The 21,054-nt window shown below is 57.3% G+C and carries 19 protein-coding genes and 2 pseudogenes; 6 read left to right on the forward strand and 15 right to left on the reverse strand.

The annotated features are described in order from the left end of the window. Nucleotide 1: 1 nt before the first annotated feature. The 9 genes and pseudogenes from ACR3EM_RS15245 to iolD all read right to left on the reverse strand — a co-directional run. Nucleotides 2–323: pseudogene (locus ACR3EM_RS15245) on the reverse strand (transposase family protein); the annotation flags it as partial. Nucleotides 324–377: 54 nt separating this feature from the next. Then, nucleotides 378–665, reverse strand: a pseudogene (locus tag ACR3EM_RS15250) (integrase core domain-containing protein); the annotation flags it as partial. Beyond that, the gene (locus tag ACR3EM_RS15255) at nucleotides 616–2,586 is read right to left on the reverse strand and encodes a glycosyltransferase family 2 protein (RefSeq protein WP_480471489.1); all 1,971 of its coding nucleotides are present in this window, start codon (nucleotides 2,584–2,586) and stop codon (nucleotides 616–618) included. The gene ACR3EM_RS15255 and the pseudogene ACR3EM_RS15250, both read right to left, overlap by 50 nt. Nucleotides 2,587–2,962: 376 nt before the next feature. Beyond that, nucleotides 2,963–3,952, reverse strand: coding sequence for an inositol 2-dehydrogenase (iolG, locus tag ACR3EM_RS15260; protein ID WP_480471490.1), 990 nt, complete (start codon nucleotides 3,950–3,952; stop codon nucleotides 2,963–2,965). A gap of 1 nt (nucleotide 3,953) precedes the next feature. After that, the gene (locus tag ACR3EM_RS15265; RefSeq protein WP_480471491.1) at nucleotides 3,954–4,784 is read right to left on the reverse strand and encodes a class II fructose-bisphosphate aldolase; all 831 of its coding nucleotides are present in this window, start codon (nucleotides 4,782–4,784) and stop codon (nucleotides 3,954–3,956) included. Continuing rightward, a complete protein-coding gene (locus tag ACR3EM_RS15270) occupies nucleotides 4,781–5,638 on the reverse strand; it encodes a 5-deoxy-glucuronate isomerase (RefSeq protein ID WP_480471492.1) in 858 nt (285 codons plus the stop codon). Before ACR3EM_RS15270 ends, ACR3EM_RS15265 begins: the two co-directional genes overlap by 4 nt. A 12-nt stretch (nucleotides 5,639–5,650) precedes the next feature. Beyond that, nucleotides 5,651–6,628, reverse strand: coding sequence for a 5-dehydro-2-deoxygluconokinase (gene iolC, locus ACR3EM_RS15275; protein ID WP_480471493.1), 978 nt, complete (start codon nucleotides 6,626–6,628; stop codon nucleotides 5,651–5,653). Beyond that, entirely contained in the window at nucleotides 6,625–7,464 is an 840-nt protein-coding gene (locus ACR3EM_RS15280) for a phytanoyl-CoA dioxygenase family protein (protein ID WP_480471494.1), read from the reverse strand. The genes iolC and ACR3EM_RS15280 overlap by 4 nt, the downstream gene beginning before the upstream one ends. Next, the gene (gene iolD / locus ACR3EM_RS15285; RefSeq protein WP_480471495.1) at nucleotides 7,464–9,332 is read right to left on the reverse strand and encodes a 3D-(3,5/4)-trihydroxycyclohexane-1,2-dione acylhydrolase (decyclizing); all 1,869 of its coding nucleotides are present in this window, start codon (nucleotides 9,330–9,332) and stop codon (nucleotides 7,464–7,466) included. Before iolD ends, ACR3EM_RS15280 begins: the two co-directional genes overlap by 1 nt. Nucleotides 9,333–9,461: 129 nt before the next feature. On the opposite strand from iolD, the gene ACR3EM_RS15290 reads away from it, so the two are divergent. From ACR3EM_RS15290 to ACR3EM_RS15300, 3 genes are read left to right on the forward strand one after another with little or no spacing between them, the layout of a single operon-like run. Further along, nucleotides 9,462–10,565 carry a Gfo/Idh/MocA family protein gene (locus ACR3EM_RS15290; protein ID WP_480471496.1) on the forward strand — a complete coding sequence of 368 codons (1,104 nt, stop codon included), beginning with the start codon at nucleotides 9,462–9,464 and terminating at the stop codon, nucleotides 10,563–10,565. A 19-nt stretch (nucleotides 10,566–10,584) separates the two neighbouring features. Further along, nucleotides 10,585–11,478 carry a TIM barrel protein gene (locus ACR3EM_RS15295; protein ID WP_480471497.1) on the forward strand — a complete coding sequence of 298 codons (894 nt, stop codon included), beginning with the start codon at nucleotides 10,585–10,587 and terminating at the stop codon, nucleotides 11,476–11,478. Between the two features lie 13 nt (nucleotides 11,479–11,491). Next, nucleotides 11,492–12,625, forward strand: coding sequence for a Gfo/Idh/MocA family protein (locus ACR3EM_RS15300; RefSeq protein ID WP_480471498.1), 1,134 nt, complete (start codon nucleotides 11,492–11,494; stop codon nucleotides 12,623–12,625). Here the strand turns inward: ACR3EM_RS15300 and ACR3EM_RS15305 are convergent. After that, nucleotides 12,622–13,626: a LacI family DNA-binding transcriptional regulator gene (locus tag ACR3EM_RS15305; protein WP_480471499.1), complete on the reverse strand. Its 1,005-nt coding sequence runs from the start codon at nucleotides 13,624–13,626 to the stop codon at nucleotides 12,622–12,624. The two genes, ACR3EM_RS15300 and ACR3EM_RS15305, sit on opposite strands and share 4 nt — an antisense overlap. Before the next feature lie 187 nt (nucleotides 13,627–13,813). Between ACR3EM_RS15305 and ACR3EM_RS15310 the strand changes: the two genes are divergently transcribed. From ACR3EM_RS15310 to ACR3EM_RS15320, 3 genes are all read left to right on the forward strand, one after another. Further along, the gene (locus tag ACR3EM_RS15310; RefSeq protein ID WP_480471500.1) at nucleotides 13,814–14,764 is read left to right on the forward strand and encodes a sugar ABC transporter substrate-binding protein; all 951 of its coding nucleotides are present in this window, start codon (nucleotides 13,814–13,816) and stop codon (nucleotides 14,762–14,764) included. Between the two features lie 86 nt (nucleotides 14,765–14,850). Next, on the forward strand, nucleotides 14,851–15,975 hold the full coding sequence (locus ACR3EM_RS15315) for an ABC transporter permease (RefSeq protein ID WP_480471501.1): 1,125 nt from the start codon (nucleotides 14,851–14,853) through the stop codon (nucleotides 15,973–15,975). Nucleotide 15,976: 1 nt separating this feature from the next. Further along, a complete protein-coding gene (locus ACR3EM_RS15320; RefSeq protein WP_480471502.1) occupies nucleotides 15,977–16,765 on the forward strand; it encodes an ATP-binding cassette domain-containing protein in 789 nt (262 codons plus the stop codon). A 36-nt stretch (nucleotides 16,766–16,801) separates the two neighbouring features. Here ACR3EM_RS15320 and ACR3EM_RS15325 read toward each other — a convergent pair whose 3' ends face one another. From ACR3EM_RS15325 to ACR3EM_RS15345, 5 genes are read right to left on the reverse strand one after another with little or no spacing between them, the layout of a single operon-like run. After that, nucleotides 16,802–17,344 (reverse strand): DUF3833 domain-containing protein, encoded by a 543-nt coding sequence (locus ACR3EM_RS15325; protein WP_480471503.1) that lies wholly within the window; start codon nucleotides 17,342–17,344, stop codon nucleotides 16,802–16,804. After that, nucleotides 17,341–17,958, reverse strand: a complete 618-nt coding sequence (locus ACR3EM_RS15330; protein WP_480471504.1) for a DUF3833 domain-containing protein — start codon at nucleotides 17,956–17,958, stop codon at nucleotides 17,341–17,343. The genes ACR3EM_RS15325 and ACR3EM_RS15330 overlap by 4 nt, the downstream gene beginning before the upstream one ends. Continuing rightward, a complete protein-coding gene (locus ACR3EM_RS15335; RefSeq protein ID WP_480471505.1) occupies nucleotides 17,955–19,178 on the reverse strand; it encodes an MFS transporter in 1,224 nt (407 codons plus the stop codon). Before ACR3EM_RS15335 ends, ACR3EM_RS15330 begins: the two co-directional genes overlap by 4 nt. After that, nucleotides 19,178–19,714, reverse strand: a complete 537-nt coding sequence (locus ACR3EM_RS15340) for a chalcone isomerase family protein (RefSeq protein ID WP_480471506.1) — start codon at nucleotides 19,712–19,714, stop codon at nucleotides 19,178–19,180. Before ACR3EM_RS15340 ends, ACR3EM_RS15335 begins: the two co-directional genes overlap by 1 nt. After that, complete coding sequence (locus tag ACR3EM_RS15345; protein WP_480471507.1) at nucleotides 19,671–20,999, reverse strand: NAD(P)/FAD-dependent oxidoreductase; 1,329 nt, start codon at nucleotides 20,997–20,999, stop codon at nucleotides 19,671–19,673. The genes ACR3EM_RS15340 and ACR3EM_RS15345 overlap by 44 nt, the downstream gene beginning before the upstream one ends. Between the last annotated feature and the right edge of the window lie 55 nt (nucleotides 21,000–21,054).

Raw genomic sequence — 21,054 nt, forward strand, 5'->3', positions numbered from 1 at the left:
ACTAGAAAATGATGAGGGCGGGCAGGAGCACTTTAATGCACCTGTCGTAGCGGATTGCGACATGCCTCCAATCCTTGAACCTGCTGAACATGATCTCAATCCAGTTGCGCCATTTACAACTGCGCTTTTCGTGCGTCACCGGTGCCTTGGGCTGTTTGCTACGAGGGATCACGCGCACATACCTTTGCCGCCTGATGCTTCTCTGAACCAATCCGCGTTATAGCCGCGATCCCCATGTAACCGCTCTACATCCAGCAGGCTATTCAACAATGCCCATGCCCGATGTAATCGCTAATCTGTCCCACAGTCACGAACAGGTTGAGCGCCTGGTGCGGATGGGTGTGACTATACTGCTTGATCCAGCGATTGATGACGATCTGAGCTTGTTGCGTCGTTGCAAACCACAGGGTATTCAAGAACTCCCGTCGCAGTGTTTCATTGAACCGTTCGTTGTATTCGGATTCCCAAAGTGGTCGCGATTGCAGTGAGCTTCGCTCCAATTCTATCTCTTCCCTACGTTGTTGATGATAAAGAGTAGAGAATTCGACTACTCCCGCATCGTGGTATTGGTTGGGGAGCAAGTGTCTCTGTTGGTAACTCGGTACATTTAGTGACTTAGCCCATCTCAGATTCGGGTGCGCCTGAGTTGTCTGAAGCAATAGCATCGAACAAGGTTTGATAGTCCGGTTGTTGAAGCAAGTCCGCTATCCTGTTTGCGTGCCACGCGGTTGCGGCATCGTGAAGCGCAGCCAGCTCAGAGTCTTCCATCAACTGACGCCAAGTCTCCTTTGCTTTCGGTAACCGGGAAATAATTCGATCATCAAAATCCGTGACGTAGTTTCGGGCGCGCCAATATTCGAGTCCTTGGTCTTGATCTACATGATTGATCCTGCCGCGTTCACGTTTCACGAGAAAGCTCTCAGCAGAGCGAAGGACATAGTGATTCAGCGTCACGAGGTCATAGCCGATCGACCGCTTGGTTGATCTCCAACCGTTACCAGTCAGCAGCATCTCGGGCATGACGCGGCCAGAGCCGTTGGTCCACCGGACTTTTTCGACGCTGTTCGGCTCGATCTGCAAAGGACGATGAACACCCAGTTTCTGATAGGGCGCCCCTTTCGAGATCAACGTTTTGAACCCCCAACCCAATCGGGGCTTTGGCAGATACTCCGGGGCGCATCTTGTAAACTGCTCGGTTATGAATTCATCCATATACTTCGGGACGTTCTGGTTGCCAAAGAACCGCCACGTCATTGAAATAACATTTGGATAACCCGAAGCTTCGATCAGTTCCGGGATCGTGCCATCGCCGGTATGAATATTGATGAACTCATCAACATCTATGCAGACCGTCCAGTCCGCCTGGGCGTAACAGGGTTGCAGAACGGCATCATTCAAGGCACCGCGCTGCGGTTTTTGCCCTTTGTCCTTCTTATAGGGATTCGGCAGGTGAACAACGATGCCAAGCGCTTGCAAGCGATCAAGAATTTGATCTGTTCCGTCACTACAGTCGTTCGTGTAGATCAGGAATTTGGTCACGCCGATGGACAGATGATAGGCGATCCATTCCAGGATGAATGGACCTTCGTTCTTCATCGATGAGATCACAAGAATCTCCGGATCAGCTTTCGGTATCTGCTCGGGCGGCGCAAGCTTTGGGAATTTCCGAGCGGCCTTCTTCTCCAGCTCCGCCATCGAGCGCTTTAGCTCGATGATATCAAGCGCGCTTACATCAGTATTCTGCTTGATCAATCCCGCATCGGTCGCGTTATCGGTCGTCGCCTCATCTACGCTGATCTGGTGGTTTTCAAGCTGTTTTCCGACGAAAGACGTCGCTGGCGGGATTCGCATCTCACCTGAAGAAATACTACGCCTAATCCGTCTGCCCCAAAGGTGTACGCCATAAACTTCTTCGCCAAGCAAATCGGTCAGGGTGTCTTCGGGTTGGGTGAGAAGACCGCGGTCGCTGAATTCGACCGGGTAAAAGCTGTTCCTCGCCATCACTTCCTGTGTAAGGCTCAGTTTCTTGACGAAGTAACTCAATGCATGAACGCCGAGCGAACCGCGTTTCAGATCGGCGGCATCGACCTTTTGCCCGCTCACGCGCCGTTCTCTGATATCCTGGATGTCGTGCTCATTCATCCAAGGAGGAGTGGGAGCCTCTTGTTGCGCAAATCGATTAAGTTCAGAGATTAGGGTGCTCTCTTTGTCTGAACCTAAAACTGCAGCGCCGACGACCCTCTCACTCTTCTGCCAGGCGCAAATCAGCCCCGATGGAAAATCCCAGGGCTTGAGGCAATACATATCCAGATCCGCCCAGATCGTCGCAGCCTGCAACAGTAGCTGATATTTAAATCGATCCGCAAGAACCTCAATTTGGTTATAGGTATAGTCGGCAGGATCGCTTTCGAGCCGCAGGATCGCCTTGGCATCTTTGATCTCTACGCCGTTCGGCACACCTGAAACCGGCCCGTAAGTATAAAGGTGAAACTCATGTCCAGCAGTGAGGAATGATTTCAGACACAGCTTCTCGAGATACGTAAGAGGTCCGCCAACCCAAAGCCCGGATATAGGTTTCAAAGTCAAGTCACGCTCTCGAATTTTGCATCAGTCCTGATGGTGGCCTGCATATAGAGTTTCATGATCGTACGATGCAGGGTCGTAAGCCTGTTGTCACCGCTCTTGCAGAGGTTCCGCTCAACGGTCTTCCATTGAACATGCTGAGAGTGTGACAGGTACCTCATGCACCCAGTTTGGTACGATAGCGTTGCTCCATATGCAATGCGCACCAACAATCAAATACACTTCGCGTCTTCAAGAAATTTAATCTGTCAGACACATTCCGGACATCTCATGCAGATACCAAGCAACTGCGGCGCGTCGAGAAGATGTCTGACGATTTCTTGAGGGGGTACGAGTTTTGGCGCGCCGTACCTTTAAACCTGACGGCATGGTTGGTGTCTCAGGTGAGGCTCACTACTGTTCCCTGTTTCAAAGATGCGTCTGCTGCGTCGGCCAGTATCTGAGCACGCAAGCCGTCAATGATTCCGGGTGATAGCGTTTCAGCTCCGCCTACTGCGGCGATGAAATGAGCCATCTCGTGGCGATACGCAGCCTCATAGCGCTCAAGAAAGAAATGCTGCGCGGGCGCTTTTCGGAAGCCTGCCGGAGTGGCGCTCTCGACCGTGTTTTCCAACATGTTTTCAGCCCGCAACATGCCTTTTTCGCCATGAACCTCGATCCGCTGGTCATAGCCATAGCTGGCGCGGCGCGAGTTGGATATCTGGCAGATCTTGCCGCTGACGGTGGTCAGAGTGACGGCGGCAGTGTCGACATCTCCGGCCTTGCCGATCTCGGGGTCGACCAGAGAAGAGCCGACCGCATAGACGCTGACGGGTTCCTCGCCCAGCAGGAAGCGCGCCATGTCCAGGTCGTGGATCATCATGTCGCGGAACAACCCGCCCGAGCTTTCGATATAGGTGATCGGTGGCGGCGAGGGGTCTCGGGACAGAATGGTCACGATTTCGACGTCACCAATCTCACCAGCAGCGATTCGGGACTGAATATTGGCGAAATTTGGGTCAAAGCGGCGGTTGAAGGCGGTCATGAAAGGAACACCTGTAGCTTCGACCACCTTGATGCAGTCGCGGATACGGTCGGCGGACATGTCCACAGGCTTCTCGCAGAAGATCGCCTTGCCTGCACGCGCGGCCTGATGGATCAGTTCGTAATGCGTGTCGGTTGGGGTTCCGATGATCACCGCATCGACATCAGCGCTTTCGATCAGGTCTTCTGCCGACAGAGCCTCTGCGCCGGATTTGTCGGCCAGCATCCGGGCCGGCTCCGCAAATGCGTCTGCCACAGCGCTGACCCGAGCTCCGTCGATCTGCCCGATTGAGCGCGCGTGAACCTGCCCGATACGTCCGCACCCCAATAGCCCGATATTCAGCATGTCATGCTCCTTTGAACGCTTGCAGAACCCGGCGGGTCGCCTCGACAACCGGCTCGTGTGTGTCTTTCAGAATAAGAACGCGGTCGAACCTGTCCGGGTCGGCGTTTACGGCAGCGCGCAGGGCATTCCCAAAAGCCATCCGCAATTCGGTTCCGATGTTGAATTTGCAGATTTTCGATCCGCGTGCCAGTGCAGCACGTTGCGCAACCGGCACGCCCGAGCCGCCATGGATCACCAGAGGTATCTCGGTCACGGCTTCTATCGCGCGGATACGGGCCTCGTCCAGACCGCCCTCCTTGTTTTGCTGCAGATGGACATTTCCGACCGAGATCGCCATTGCATCCACGCCGGTCTCTCGGGCGAATTGCGTGGCTTCCTCCGGCGCGGTCCCGTCCGAACCTTCACCACCCGAATAGCCGACAAAACCGATTTCCCCCTCGCAGGAGACACCAGCGGCATGGGCCATTTCGACAATCGCAGCGGTCTCAGCGATATTCTGTTCCAAGGGCTTGCGCGAGCCGTCGAACATGACAGAGGTGAAGCCGCTGTCGATGGCGACGCGGCACTCCTCATGGGTGTAGCCATGGTCTAGATGGGCCACGACAGGAACGCTGGCTCCTTCGGCCAGATGGCGGAACATTTTGCCCAGAACTGGCAGCGGCGTGTGTTCGCGGCAGGATGGTCCGGCTTGCAGGATGATGGGCACGCCTTCGGCTTCGGCTGCGGCTACATAGGCGCGCATATCCTCCCAACCCAGCGTTACCAAACCGGCCACGGCATATCCGTCACGCAGGGCGGGTTGCAGCACGTCCGATAATGTCACAAAGCTCATTTGAACTTGGCCACCATGTCCATGATACCCGGAATCGTGTGCAACTGATCCGCATGGGTCGGCTGGAAATACTGCTTTAGCGAGCGCTGGCTAAGCCCGCCGAGAATGGTGAAATAATACATTTCATACCCCGGCAGAACCGCGCAGGGGTGATAGCCCTTGTCCAGCAGGATCGTTGAGCCATCCATGATGTGATAGGCATCGCCCGGCTTATTGTCCTCGCGCTGAAGCATCTGAACACCCGAGCCATAGTTCGGGCGGAAGCGGAAGTTATACGTTTCGTCATGGCGAGTCTCGATCATATCGCCATCGTCGCCTTTGCGGTCGGTGTCGTGCTTGTGGCTGGGAAATCCGGACCAGCCGCCCTGACCGACGGTGTAAAGCTCGGACACCAGCAGGCGGCCGACTTTGTCGTGATGGTTTGCCCCAAGGATATGTTTGATCTTGCGGTGGGTTTTGGTGTCGTCCGAGCCGTATTGCACCAAGTCCAATTCAGGCACGCGGACGTCAAAAGGTTCAAGCACACGGTCGAATTTTGCGCCCGCGATGAAAGTTTCGGTTTCATCCGTCACGCAGGTGATACGCACCTTTGCGCCGACGGGAACATAGACGCCTTCGGGTTCACCATCCCAGACGTCGATGGTGCGGTTGCCCAGATTGGTAAACACTGCCCCATCCACATCGACATCCACGGTGCCGGTGGCGGGCACGATGCAGGTCTCATAGCCCGGTACGGCATATTCGAACACCTCGCCCTTTTTCAGTTTGACGATGTTGAAATAGTTCAGCGGCACCAGATCATGGTCGGCATCAACGATGGGTTTGTTCTGGTTGTCATGGGGCGCGATATGCATCTGCGTCTCCTTTCAGGTATCCGTGGGGCCCGGGTGCTGGGCCAGAAAATCGTCAAGCTGGGGCGTGGTGGGCATGGCCCCGGCGCAGCCGGGCTGCGAGACCACGATCGAGGCACAGGCCGAACCGCGCAGCACAGCTTCGCGCAGGTCATGCCCCGCCGCGATTGAGGCCAGCAGGCCGGCCAGAAAACTGTCGCCTGCGCCGTTGGGTTTCACCGCGGTGACCGGATAGATACCGGTACGAATCTCCTGCCCATCGGTCAGCGTGATGGCCCCTTCGTGACCCATCTTGTAGATCACCGTTTTTCCATTGGCGGCCAGCTCGCGGGCTTTGTCGAGGCTCTTTTCGATGCCGCCCGCCATAAAGCCGAACTCTTCGTCATTTCCGACGATCAGATCGCTTTCGCGACCTGCGCGGGTCAGAACCTCCGAGGCCACTTCCGGCGACGGCCAGCTATAAGGCCGGTAATCGATGTCGAAGATCACTGGCAGACCTGCGGTGCGCGCGTTTTCAAACGCGCGGAACGTGGCCGAGCGTGAAGGCTCCGCCGCAAACACCGTGCCCGCCGTGATCAGGGCTGAGAAGGCGCTGTAGTCCACCTCATCCATATCCGCCTCGGTCACTTGGAAATCGGCGGCACCGTTGCGATAGATGACGTTCTGGAAATCCTCGATGCAGCTTTCGTAAACGGCCAGAGAGGTGCGCGCCTCGCCACCCACAGCGCGGACATATCGCGTTTCTACGCCATAGTCCTGCAGACGGTTCACGCAGAACCGCCCCACTGCGTCATCCGAGACTGATGTGACCAGCGCCGCTTGCGATCCCAGTTTAACCAGTCCCGCACAAATGTTGGCGCTCGAACCGCCCAGATCGGCGCGAAAGACCTTAGCATCTTCGCTTTTGGTCCCGACCGGATCTGCGAACATGTCCATCCCGGCTCGGCCAAACACGGCAAAGCGATTGCCTTTTATCCCTTCGATCAGAGTCACGTGCGTCCCTCAGTATTGCCTGCCCGGGCGGCATCAAGCACCTCGGGGTAGGGATAGTGCAGACCCAGCAACTGCCGCATATCGGGACTTGCCTGATCGAGGAAATCCTGCGGTAGCGCAGCGGGCATATCTTCCATCGGTTTGACCCATTTGGGCAGGTATTGGATCAGAATCGCGCTGCGGTCGTGATCCGCTTTGTTCGGCATCGCGCAATGCCACGTCACGCCATAGAACAGAGCAACATCGCCAGGCTCACCGGTCATCTGCTCGCATTTGTCATAGAACTTGTCTTCGGGCGTGGGATACCGCAGCTCTTTCTGCGATCCCGGCACATAGCCCGTCGCGCCGCTTTCTTTGGTGAACGGGTCCAGCAAAACCGAGACCTGTGCATTCATTGGAAATGAACCATTCAGACCGACGGGATGCGTTTCGGGGCTGTGAAAGTCCCAATAGGGATAGTCGACATGCGGCTCCTGCCCCGGCCCGCCCGGCAGGATGCGATTGGCAGCGATCGAGCCCATGATGAACTCTGTTCCCAGAAATTTGCGGAGGATATCCATCAGAACCGGATGTGCGGCCATGCGGGAAAATACGTCACCCTTGGCCAACAGATTCCAAACCCTTCGTTGTAGGTTCAGCTTGCCATCTTCTTCGGCTGCCCCCTGAAAGTGGGTCACCTTCTCAGCCGCAGCTTCCGAATGTTCCATGATGATCGCGCGGGCTTCGGCGACTTCCTCGGGCGTGAACAGGCCCGAGATGGTAACAGCTCCGCCACCATTCAGCAGCTCATCGACGATGACCTCAGGATTAGATGTTTCTGCCGTGAACCGTTTCATCAGATGCCCTTGCGTTGTTTTTCGCGGGTGGATTCCCACTCGACATGCGCATCGCGAACTCTCTCATCCGACGAGGTATGGGGTGTACCAACTTCCCACCATGCGTGGCCTTCAGTGGTCCAGCCTTCATAGGCGTCCACATCCATCACGATCACATAGGTTTTGTCGCTGGCCTTGGCGCGCTTGAAGGCCTCAGATAGTTCTGCCGGGTTCGCAACCTTTTCGCTGGTTGCCCCCATCGAGGCCGCGTGGGCCACGAAATCGACGCCGAAGGCTTCGGGGATCGTCGGGCAATCTTCCAGTAGGTTGTTGAAGCTTTCATTGCCGGTATTGTTCTGCAGCTTGTTGATGACCGCAAAGCCGCCATTGTCGAGCACCAGAACGATCATCTTCTTACGGCTTAGAACCGAAGAATAGATGTCCGAATTCAGCATCAGATAAGAGCCGTCACCGCAGAAGGTGATGGTGTCCTTCTCCGGCTCCCGCTCGGATTGGGCAATGCGCGCGCCCCAGGCGCCTGCGATCTCATAGCCCATGCAGGAAAAGCCGAATTCCACATCGACCGTGCCGATATCCAATGTACGCCAGTTGGCGGTGACTTCTGCGGGCAGGCCCCCGGCGGCGGCGACCACGCGGTCGCGCGTGTCACACAATTCGTTCACTACACCGATGGCTTGCGCGTAAGAGTTCTGACGGTTCCCGTAAGACACATTCTCGGCCACATAGGCGTCCCACTTGCGCCGTTCCTCCTGCGCGAGCGAGACCCAATCGGATGAGGCCGCATAGTCAACTGCTTGCGTTAGAGCTTGAATCGACAACTTGGCATCTCCAACAATCGGCAAAGACATATGTTTGCCCGCATCATGTCGTGCGGCATTGATTGAGATGAACTGAGCGTCCTTCGCAAAGGCCGTCCAAGATCCAGTTGTGAAATCCTGTAGCCGGGTTCCGATGGCAACGATCACATCCGCCTGTTCCGCAATTGCGTTGGCGCTGTCCGAACCGGTGACACCGATCGGGCCAATGTTCAGCGGATGGGTTGCCAGCATATTGGCACGGCCCGCGATGGTTTCGACCACTGGAATCTGATGTTTCACGGCAAAATCGGTCAGCTCGGCCACAGCTTTGGAATACTGAACGCCACCACCTGCAATGATCATCGGGCGTTTCGCCCCAGCCAGAGCACTTGCCGCGTCTGCAATTTCATCCGCATCAGGCGCTTGCCGGCGAATGCGATGCACTTTTTTCTCGAAGAACTTCACCGGGTAATCATAGGTCCACCCTTGCACGTCTTGCGGTAACCCGAGGAACGCAGGCCCGCAATCGCCCGGGTCCAGCATCGTCGCAATGGCGGCGGGCAGAGATTGAATGACCTGCGCCGGATGTGTGATGCGATCCCAATAGCGGCTGACCGGCTTGAAAGCGTCATTCACGCCGAAAGTCGGGTCGTAGTAGTTCTCCATCTGTTGAAGAACCGGGTCAGGTAGGCGCGTGATGAAGGTATCTCCACACAGCATTAGCATCGGCAGACGGTTGGCATGGGCCAGTCCGGCGGCGGTCAGCAGATTCGCAGTGCCGGGTCCTGCGCTGGCGGTGCAGAACATGAATCGCTGACGCAGCCACTGTTTGGCATATCCGGCGGCGGCGAATCCCATGCTCTGTTCGTTCTGTCCACGATAGAGCGGCAGCTCATCCCGCACCGTATTCAGCGCCTCGCCCAGACAGGTCACATTGCCATGGCCGAAAATCCCGAAACCCCCGCCACATAGGCGATATTCCTGACCATCGATCTCGATGAACTGGTTCGACAGCCAGCGAATGATCGCCTGCGCCGTTGTCAGGTAAACAGTGTCGTGTTGCGCGGACATGTCTGCGGGCTCCTTTAGGAAAATTGAGATGCAGTGCCGAATGCAGCTTGCGAGAGTCCTATTCTCACGATACAAGTTTTGCAACCGGTTGCAAATGGTTTTCAAGAAAAAGCGAGGGAGGGCGTCGGAATGGCAGAAATCGGCATTGGCATTCTGGGCGGCGGATATATGGGTAAGGCCCATGCGGTCGCCATGTCCTCGGTCGGGGCGGTGTTCAACACGGCCTTGCGTCCACGGCTGGAGATGGTGTGTGCATCCTCGCCAGAAAGCGCTGAACGGTATCGTCAGGCCTATGGGTTCGCACGCGCGACGGATGACTGGCTTGTGCTTGTGAATGACCCGAAGGTCGAGGCCATCGTGATTGCCACCCCTCAGGAAACGCATCGCGAAATTGCTCTGGCGGCCTTTGCGTTAGGCAAGTCGGTGCTGTGTGAAAAACCATTGGGCGCGTCGATGGAAGATGGCGCCGCGATGTCAGCAGCGGCCGAGGTCTCGGGCGTAGCCAACATGGTTGGTTTCAACTATATTCGAACCCCCGCCAGCCAATATGCCCGCCAGTTGATCGCCGATGGAGAGATTGGTGACGTCACATGGTTTAGGGGCGAGCATACCGAAGATTTCTATGCCGACCCGCAGGCCTCGGCGACATGGCGCACGACGGGAATGTCGAACGGAACGATGGGCGATCTGGCGCCTCATATGATCAACGCGGCGTTGGCGCTGATTGGGCCTATTAAGCGCGTGATGGCAGAGGTCGAAACCGTGCACAAAAGCCGCCCGGGTGGTGAGGTTGATAACGACGACCACGCTCAGATGATGGTGCGCTTTGCGAATGGCGCGATGGGATCGATGTATTTCAGCCGTATCGCGACCGGGCGTAAGATGGGTTACGCATATGAGGTCAGCGGCACCAAAGGTGCGATACGTTTTGATCAGGAGGATCAGAACGCATTGTGGCTTTATCGCATGGATGGCCCCGAGGCTGAGCGTGGATTTTGCAAGATTCTGACCGGCCCTGCGCATCCGGATTATGAGCCGTTCTGTCAGGGGCCTGGCCATGGTACGGGCTATCAGGATCAGATCATCATCGAAGCGCGTGATTTCCTGCGCGCGATCGAGACAGGTAAACCGGTCTGGCCGACCTTCCACGACGGTCATGAGGTCAACCGGGTCGTCGCTGCGGCACTGGCATCGTCAGCGGATGAAAGCTGGAAAAACATCGAAGATTTCTGAGCATCGGAGACAAGACAAGATGAGCATCAGAATTGGCAATGCGCCCTGCTCCTGGGGCGTGGAATTTGCGCAGGACCCGCGCAATCCGCACTGGAAAACCGTTCTCAGCGAGTGTGCCGAGGCCGGGTATAAAGGCATCGAATTGGGTCCGGTGGGCTTCATGCCCGAAGACCCTGCAGTACTGGCCGATGCGCTGGCTGAGCATGATCTGGAACTGATCGGCGGCGTGGTGTTCCGCAATTACCATGACCCCGATGCGTGGGAAGATGTGCTCGATGCCACCCACCGCACCGCCCGCGCGTTGAAGGCGCATGGGGCGCAGCATTTGGTGCTGATTGACGCGATCTCTCCCCGTCGCGCACCAACCGCTGGTCGCGCCGATGAGGCTGAGCAGATGGACAAGGCTGAGTGGACGGCGTTTCGGGATCGCCTTGCCGAAAGCGCGCGGATCGGGTCCGAGGAATACGGGCTGACCGTCGGGATGCACGCCCATGCTGCGGGCTTCATGGATTTTGAGCCCGAGCTGGAACGCCTGCTGAATGAGGTTGATGAAAAGCTCCTGAAAATCTGTTTCGACACCGGCCATCACTCTTATGCCGGGTTCGATCCGGTCGGCTTCATGAAGCGCTACGTTGATCGGATTTCGTACATGCACTTCAAGGATATTTCGCCAACAGTGAAGGCAGATGTGATCGCCAATCGGACGGGCTTCTATGATGCCTGCGGGCAGGGGATTTTCTGCAATCTGGGTGAAGGCGACGTGGACTTTCCTACGGTTCGCCAAGTGCTGCTGGATGCAGGTTTCACCGGCTGGTGTACGGTCGAACAGGATTGTGACCCGACGCTTGATCCCGACCCTGTAGGCGACGCGCGGAAGAACCGCGAATACCTCGAATCCATTGGTTTCAGTTAAGGAGGTCCAGACCATGACCAAGCTGAAATGGGGCATGATCGGCGGCGGAGAAGGCAGCCAGATCGGACCAGCGCACCGATTGGGGGCGCTGGCAGATGGGCATTTCCAATTCACTGCTGGGGCCTTGGATCACCGGCCTGATGTTGGTCGCGAGTATGCGCAACGGTTGGGCATCGCGGCGGACCGGGCCTATGGCGATTGGACCGAGATGCTGGAAGGTGAACGTGGCCGCGATGATCGGATTGATCTGGTTACGGTGGCCACGCCGAATGCGACGCATTTCGAGATCACCAAAGCGTTCCTTGAGGCCGGGTTCAATGTGCTGTGCGAAAAGCCCATGACCATGACGGTGGAAGAGGGTGAAGAGATCGTCAATGTCGCTGAGAAATCCGGCAAGATTTGCGCGGTCAACTACTGCTATTCCGCTTATCCCATGGTGCGGCAGGCCCGCGCTATGGTGCGTGCAGGTGAGATCGGCAAGGTCCGTCTGGTCGTCACCAACTTCAGTCACGGCCATCACGGAGACGCGACAGACGCCGACAATCCTCGCGTCCGCTGGCGCTATGACCCGGCGATGGCGGGTGTTTCCGGCCAGTTCGCTGATTGCGGGATTCACGCGATGCACATGGCCGGGTTCATTGCGGATGACGAGGTTGAGACCCTGTCCGCAGATTTTGCCTCAACCATTGGCAGCCGTGAGCTTGAAGATGATGCCATGGTCAACTTCCGCACGGCCAAAGGCGCCGTTGGCCGGCTATGGACGTCTTCGGTGGCCATCGGTCGCCAGCACGGGTTCGATATTCAGGTTTTCGGAGAAACCGGCGGCCTGCGCTGGGCGTCCGAGCAACCGAACCAGCTGATCTATACACCCGTTGGTGGGCGCTTGCAGATCATCGAAAAAGGCGAGGGTGGGCTGCACGAAGATGCGCAACGCCTCAGCCGTGTGGCGATTGCGCATCCCGAAGGGTTCCCGCTGGCGGTAGCGAACATCTATTGCGATCTGGCGGACGCCATTGCCGGGGAAACCCGCGACGGGCTGCCCAATGCGGCAGACGGTGTGCGATCGATGGCGGCGGTGCATACAGCGGTCGAGTCCGCAAAGCAGGGCAGTGCTTGGATGGACGCGCGACCGCCGATGTTCCGTTAACTCTCAGATACGGGGCGCAATGTGCCCCGTTCCACCACCGAGCATGGGAATATCCGTGCCTCGGGATACCGGTCGGGTTCGTTCAGCGTTGCCACCATCAGCTCGATCGAAGAACTGACGATTTGCCGGATCGGCTGATGGATGGTGGTGAGATCGATATTCTCCCATCGCGCCATCTCCATATCGTTCAGGCCGATGACACCGATATCTTCGGGTACCTTCAGGCCACTGTCTAAAATCGCCGACAGGGCCCCGATGGACAAAACGTCGTCGCCGCAGAAATAGGCCTCGGCCCGTTTTGATTTCAACAGGCACAGCATTTCCTTGCGGCCTGCATCGAACGAGTAGGCCTCGGCAAACGAACAGGTCACGTCGATCTGCGGGTGCAACGCCATTTCCGACATGAATCCCGCATGGCGATCCTGGGTCGAGGTCGCCGCCTCAGGCCCGCCGAGAAAGGCCACTGTTTTATAACCACGCGCGACCAGCTGGCGGGCCGCCATGCGTCCGCATTCCACGTTGTCGATCCCGACCACATGAACCTGTGGCGAAGAGGAGGATCGGCCAAAGCTGTGCACCACTGGCACGCCCGCATCGCGAAACGCTTTGGCAAAGCCCGGCGGCAATGTCGACGACGCAACAACAACGCCATCGACTGAATATTGGCGCAGCATTCGTACCGAATTCTCGGGTTCAACTTCGTCGGTCAGGTTCACCAGCAGCGGGCGTAAGCCGCGGTCCTGCAAACCGCGGGTAAAGAGGTCGAAAACTTCAAGAAAGATCGGGTTGTGGAAGTTATTCGACACCAGCCCGATCAACTTGGTCCGTCCCGTTGTCAGCGATGAGGCCAGCGCATTTGGGCTGTATCCCAGCTCTCGCGCGGCCTTCTCGACCTTGCGGCGCATCTTGTCGGAAACCGAGGCCCCATCGGTGAAAGTGCGCGACACAGCCGAGCGTGATACGCCCGCGCGTTCTGCAACCTCTTTCAATGTGACAGCCATGACCCGTCCGACCTTCCTGCGTTTAGTGGCAGTCCTTTTACCTGTATTCTCTGGCAGATACAGTATGAAACACTTCAGATGCTGTTTGCAACCGGTTGCAAAATTTAAGCAGATATGTTCTAACACGACTCGGAGAGGTGCGAAGGACAGCCTCAATCCGCGATAATATGAGTTTTGGGAGGACATCATGACTTCACTGACGAAGAAGCTGGCGCTGGCGGCCGTGGTTGCTGCGACGCCGCTGATCGCAGCCACAAGCGCTGCGGCGGAAGGTGAGAAATACATTCTGGTCAGCCACGCACCGGACAGCGACAGCTGGTGGAACACCATCAAGAACGGCATCGCGCTGGCGGGCGAACAAATGGGTGTTGAGGTTGAATACCGCAACCCGCCCACTGGCGATCTGGCTGACATGGCGCGGATCATCGATCAGGCGGCGGCTTCGGGTCCAAACGGGATCATCACCACGCTGGCGGACTATGATGTGCTGAGCGGCCCGATCAAATCAGCCGTGGATGCAGGTGTTGACGTGATCATCATGAACACCGGTACTCCGGATCAGGCTCGTGAAGTTGGTGCTCTGATGTATGTGGGTCAGCCTGAATATGATGCCGGATTCGCAGCAGGCCAGCGGGCCAAGGGCGATGGCATCGGATCATTCCTGTGCGTGAACCACTATATCGTTCAGCCCTCCAGCCAGGAACGTTGCCAGGGCTTTGCGGATGGTCTGGGGATCGAACTGGGGGATCAGATGATCGACGCTGGTCAGGACCCTGCTGAGATCAAAAACCGTGTGCTGGCCTATCTGTCGGCAAACCCGGATACGGATGCGGTTCTGACACTGGGTCCGACCTCGGCTGATCCGACGATTCTGGCTCTGGAAGAAAACGGCATGGCCGGTGACATCTATTTCGGCACCTTCGATCTGGGTGGTGAGATCGTCAAAGGCATCAAATCCGGCGTGATCCAGTGGGGCATTGATCAGCAACCCTTCCTGCAGGCCTATCTGCCGGTTGTTGTCATGACAAATTACCACCGTTACGGCGTTCTGCCTGGCAACAACATCAACTCGGGTCCCGGTTTCGTAACCGCTGATGGCCTGACCAAGATCGAAGAATTCGCTGGCGAGTACCGCTAATTCTTGAAGCGCGGACGTCCTGACGCAGGGCGCCCGCCGACAGCTTTCTGACTCAAAATCACTGTTTTTATCGGAGGAGCGCTCTCATGGGCGAGTCTGCTCAAAACACCACTTTAACCGACGAACGGATCAAAGAGATCTCTCCGCTGCGCAAGGCCTTGATCCGGCCCGAGCTTGGCGGGATGGTCGGCACCGTTGCCGTATTCACCTTCTTCCTGCTGTTCGCTTTCGACAGCGGCATGTTCAACGCACAAGGCATGATGAACTGGTCGGTTGTCTCAGCACAGTTCATGATCATCGCCGTGGGCGCGTGCCTTCTGATGATCGCTGGTGAGTTTGACCTGTCCGTCGGCTCGATGATCGGCTTCTCCGGTATGATGATCGCCATCTTCTCGGTCACGCTCAGCTGGCCGGTCTGGATGGCCATCCTTGTCACCTTCGCCATGGCCGTCGCGATCGGAGCGCTTAACGGCTGGATCGTGATCCGGACCGGTTTGCCCAGCTTTATCGTGACGTTGGCTTTCCTGTTCATCTTGCGCGGTTTCACCATCTTCCTGCCGCAGGTAATCGAGCGCAAAACCATCATTGGCGGCGTCAAAGACGCAGCCGAGGGCGACTGGCTGGCTCCGATCTTCGGTGGCAAAATCCTGCAGGGCCTGTTCCAGTGGCTGGGCGACGCTGGGATCATAGCGGTGTTCGAACGTGGCACGCGACAGGGTCAGCCGGTGGTGGACGGCGTGCCAATGCTGATTGTTTGGGCCATCGCATTGATCATCTTTGGCCATGTGCTGCTGACCAAGACCCGGTTCGGGAACTGGATCTTCGCGTCGGGCGGCGATGCCGAGGCCGCTCGTAACTCGGGTGTGCCTGTGAACCGGGTCAAGATCCTGATGTTCATGTTCACCGCCTTCTGCGCCACGGTCTTCGCTGTCTGTCAGGTGATGGAGTTCGGATCGGCCGGTGCCGACCGGGGCCTGCTGAAAGAGTTTGAGGCGATCATCGCCGTGGTCATCGGCGGCGCGCTTCTGACCGGCGGTTACGGCTCGGTATTGGGTGCGGCGCTGGGTGCGTTGATCTTCGGCGTGGTGCAACAGGGTCTGTTCTTTGCCGGCGTCGAAAGCTCGCTATTCCGCGTGTTCCTGGGCGTGATCCTGCTGGGGGCTGTGATCCTCAACACCTATATCCGCCGCATCATCACGGGGGAGCGTTGATATGAATCCCGAACATGCACCCATCATCCAGATGAAGAATATCGAAAAGCATTTCGGCAGCGTAATTGCGCTGGCGGGGGTCTCGGTCGATGTGTTCCCCGGTGAATGCCACTGTCTTCTCGGTGACAACGGCGCGGGTAAGTCGACCTTCATCAAAACCATGTCGGGTGTTCACCAACCCACGCATGGAGAGATCCTGTTTGAAGGCAAACCCATGCACTTCACCGACCCGCGCGATGCGATTGAGGCCGGGATTGCGACGGTGCACCAGCATCTTGCCATGATCCCTCTGATGTCGGTCTCGCGCAATTTCTTCATGGGCAATGAGCCGGTGAAGAAAGTTGGACCGATCAATTTCTTCGACCATGACTATGCAAACAATGTCACGATGGAAGAAATGAAGAAGATGGGTATCAACCTGCGCGGACCCGATCAGGCGGTTGGCACGCTATCGGGTGGTGAACGCCAGACTGTTGCCATCGCACGGGCGGTACATTTCGGGGCCAAGGTGCTGATTCTGGACGAACCGACCTCGGCCCTTGGTGTGCGCCAAACAGCCAATGTGTTGGCAACCATCGACAAGGTGCGTAAGCAGGGGATCGCGGTGGTCTTTATCACCCATAACGTCCGCCATGCGCTGGCGGTGGGTGACCGGTTCACGGTTCTCAATCGCGGCCAGACGCTGGGTACGGCGCAGCGAGGTCAAATCACCCCGGAAGAGCTGCAGGACCTGATGGCCGGTGGTCAGGAGATGGTCGAGCTTGAAGGTAGTCTGGGCGGAACCGTCTGATACTCTTTCGCCCCGCTGGCTGCGCTGGCGGGGTGACTACTTCTTCTCGAAGTACAAAATGACCTCACCCAGCCTTACACCAAAACGCGAAACATAGGCTCGGTTCAGCAGCCGATCATCGGATAACAGCCACATCCAGTCATCGAAATTGACTCGCATGGTGCCATCTTTGACGGGCAGGTCGATTTTGTACTTCCAGTTAAACGTATCGCCCCTTTCGACTCCGCTGGCTGTGCCCAGCACACCGGGAGCGGTGCCCGTCCAGGTGTCTTCGCCGGTCTTGGTGAGGGTCCAGATCCGTTGCTCGGTCGCACCGTCGTCATAGACGAAATCTTCAACTAGCGTCAGAGTCTCTCCGTCCCATGTGCCGTCAATGTCGACCTGAAAGCGACGCGGGACATTACCCAGCACATCCTGAAACTGACCATAAGCGACGGTCTTACCTTCGAAGAACTCTTCAAGGTTCAACTGGCGATCTGACAGAAACGTTTTTGGTATACGTGGTTTGGCCGAGCATGCGGTGAGCATCGCCAGCCCCGCGATCGCGACGACCGCGACAAGGGTTCGGCGAGCGATCATTGTAAAACCCTCAGCTCAGAGTCTGCATCGTGACCGTTTGCGCCATGCAGATGGGCCGACTTCACCTTGGGCGCGGGGCGCATCGTGGCGACCAGCTCGGCAACCTTGATCCCGAACTTACGCATCTCGGACCGGTTCATGATCACCCCGTTTTCCGTCAGATACATCCAGTCGGTTACATCCAGTGTATGTCCGCCCGCATCTTCGGGCAGGATGATGCGATAGGTCAGTTTTACGGTTGCGCCCGAGATCACGCCTTTGCCCTCGCCCACGATATCATCCGCTGTCGCGGTAAACGTGTTGCCCGTGCCCAACGTCAGATACCATTTGCGGGTCATTTGTTTGCCGTTGGAATAGGTGAAATACTCGGACAGCGTCCCGGTATTGCCGTCCCATTCGCCGACCATGCGCGCGACAAAGCTGTTCGACATCTTGCCATTCGGGCCATAGATCAGCCCTTCGGACAGGATCTCTCCATTCAGGTTCTTCTTCAGCGAAAACTCAGGCCCGGTGCCGCTGTAGTCCGAAGGTGATTGAGACCGGAAGCTGAGGAAACGGTTCTTCACGGCGAACACCGCAAAAATGGCGAGCAGACAGAACAGGAGCGTTTTCATTTGGCAGAGACCTCTGTCGGGAGAGTCAGGACCAAGCCAAACGCTCCGAGTTTCAAGATGCAGGGCAGCACAGCATAGGCGAGGGTGAGTGTGTTCAAAGCCTGAGCCGAATTGGCCTGTCCGGGTGTAAAGCCGCTGCGTTCCAGCAGTGGCAGCGTGAAAAAGGCAGCCAGAGCTAGACCCAGCTTGCCTGCGAAGGACCAAATGCCAAAGGCGGCAGAGGCGTTCAGCCCAGCCCGTGTCAGAACGACCGAGAACATGGCGGGTAGGACAACCATGTCCGCACCCAAGGCGGCGCCGGATGCAAGGCAGATGATCGCGAATCCAGCCAGATTTCCTGGGGTCAGAAGGGCGGCGCCGACAAAGCCGAGAATGGCCAGTGGCATCGCGATTATCAGAGTCTGTTTAAGGCCAATTCGGTTGCTGAGCTTTGCCCAGAACGGCACGCTAAGTCCCGCGCTGAGGAAGAACAGGATCAGCAGTGGCCCGGCCTTGCCCGGCAGTTGAAGTCGGTCTTCGACAAAGAACAGAAACAGGGTCGAGGTGATCGCAACCGGCAGGCTGTTGACCAGCGCCAGAGCCAGCAACCGTAGCGCCCCCGCTTGTCCCAGCCCGGCAAATGACAGCGCCTGCCCGGTGATCGGCCTTCGCCGCCACATCGGCAAAGTCACCGCCAGAGTCATTACGGCCAGAACTCCAAGGAATAGCCCGAAGGCCGGGTACCCCTGCGCCCCAGCACCAAGCGCGACGAATAAGGCGGGTGCGGCGGCGGCGATGACGACGCCGGTCAGTTGCCCGCCCTCTCGGAAGGCGGCCAGTCGCATCAGCTCTTTTGAGGTGGCCTGTTTCGCAAGCGTTGCGCTGCGTCCATAAAGCAGGATGGTTCCTAGGCTGTAGGCTGAGAACAACAGGATCAAAATAGACACTAACAAGGTTATACCGGCCCCTTCAGGCAGCCCGAACAACAAGGGAAACCCGATCGCAAGACCCAGTGCGGCGGTGGCGGCGAACAGGATCTGCCCGCCGGGCCAGCGGTCAATCGCCCAGCCAATCAGCGGGTCCTGCACCAGATCGACCAGACGGATGACCAGCAACACGGTGCCGATCACCCCAAGCCCGATGCCCAGATTGACCGCTGCAAAACGCGGCAGATGGATGTAAAGCGGGATACCCGCCGCAGCAAGCATCAGCGCGTAGAGGCTGACCCTCGGATACAGCATCAGTTCCCTCGTAACGCCTGCGTAAAGGCTGCAGAACGGGTGTTTTCGCCCAGAAAGATCGACATAAAACTGCGTTTGATGTCCGGATAAGACATGGAGCAGGTTTTGCGACCGTTCAGCCAGAACTCGACCTTGTTCGGACCGTCCGACACCGCCAGAAAACGATCACCCTTTGAAACAGGGGCAAAGCAGGTCTCAAGCTGATCACGTATCGGGGCAGCGCGCCCGATCCGCTTCATCTCGTCCAGTGTCGAGTTTATCAGCGCCTTCTTGGTCACATTTAGGCGATAGCGCAGCTCCAGTCCGAAATCCTGATTCCAATTTAATGGTGCACCGCCTTGCGTAAACAGCTGTGCATCATAAAGCGGGAAACCCAGATAGCGGTAGGTTGCCGTGCCGCGCAACTCGACATTGTTGAGAACGCCAAACACGGGCGAGGCTGCCAGCCCTCCGGGTATCAGCAGCATCAGCGATACCAGCGCCGCGCCAGCGTTAAGCCGAGGCAGGAACGGCCTGATCATTCTCAGAAACGCCATTGTCAGCTCCGATAATCTGCGGGATGCCGGTGATGCGCTCAACGACATGCATCGCACTGGCAATCCCGTCTTCGTGAAAACCGTGCCGGTTGTAAGCACCAGCAAACCAGGTTCGGTTCTGCCCCTGCATCCCGCGGATTTGCGCTTGAGCTCGCAGGGCGGCTTTGTCGAACACCGGATGGGCGAATTCGACTTCATCATAGACTTTGTCCGCAGGAATATCTGAGGCGGCGTTCAGCGTCACAAACAGCGGGTCGCTGTCGGGGATGTTCTGAAGCCGATTCATCCAATATGTGACCCCAACATTGCCCTTTTGCGACCTGTAGGTCCAACTGGACCAGCAGGCACGCCGACGGGGCATCTGACGGGGATCGCAGTGAAGGATGGCTTTGTTTGGTTGATATTTGATCGCACCCAGCGCCACTTTCTCACCTTCGGTCGCTGCATCACCAAGAATGGCGAGGGACTGATCGGAATGGGTAGCCAGAATGATCTCGTCAAACAAATCGGTTTCGCCGCTCGCATGTACGGTAACGCCCAGATCATGCCGTTCGATCCGCTGAACGGGCGAGGCCAGACGAATGTCACAGCCACGTGCGCGCAACGCGGCATCGATCCGGCGCACATATTCGATGCTGCCGCCCTTCACCGTGTACCATTGGTGCTGATTGGCCCGGCCCGAGGCCAGCAGTGCGTGGTTGCGAAAGAACTGTACCAGCGAGCGGGCAGGGAACTGATCGACGAACTCAACCGGCGTTGACCAGATCGCGCCGCACATGGGCATCAGATAATTATGCCGGAACCAATGGCCGAGGCGCAGCTGATCCACCAACTCTCCGATCGTGGTGTCATCGTCCTGCGCGGCTTCGGGGGCCTCTTTGCCAAAGCGCAGGATGTCGGCGATCATTTTGTAATAGGCTGGACGGGCTAGATTGCGTTTCTGCGCGGTCAGAGTGCGCAGGTTGTTCAGCCCGTATTCGATTCGGCCGTTATCGATGGTGGCCCCGAAACTCATTTCGCTTTTGGTGACCGGCACGTTCAGTTCATCGAACAACCGGGTCAGATAGGGGTAGGTGACATAGTTGAAGACGATGAACCCGGTGTCGACGGGCTGATCGCCATTGCGGCCGGCCAAGACCGTACGGGCATGGCCGCCCAGTCGAGGCTCGGCCTCGAACACGGTGATATCGTGGTTTTCAGAAAGGTAATAAGCTGCGGAGAGACCTGAAATGCCTGCGCCTATGACTGCGATTTTCTTACGTACACCCCGGGTTTCGTCGAACATTCTATCCTCGTTATTCGGCATTTTACAATGAGATACGCAGGATATGGGGCACTGG

This window comes from Ruegeria sp. AH3 (assembly GCF_056536265.1).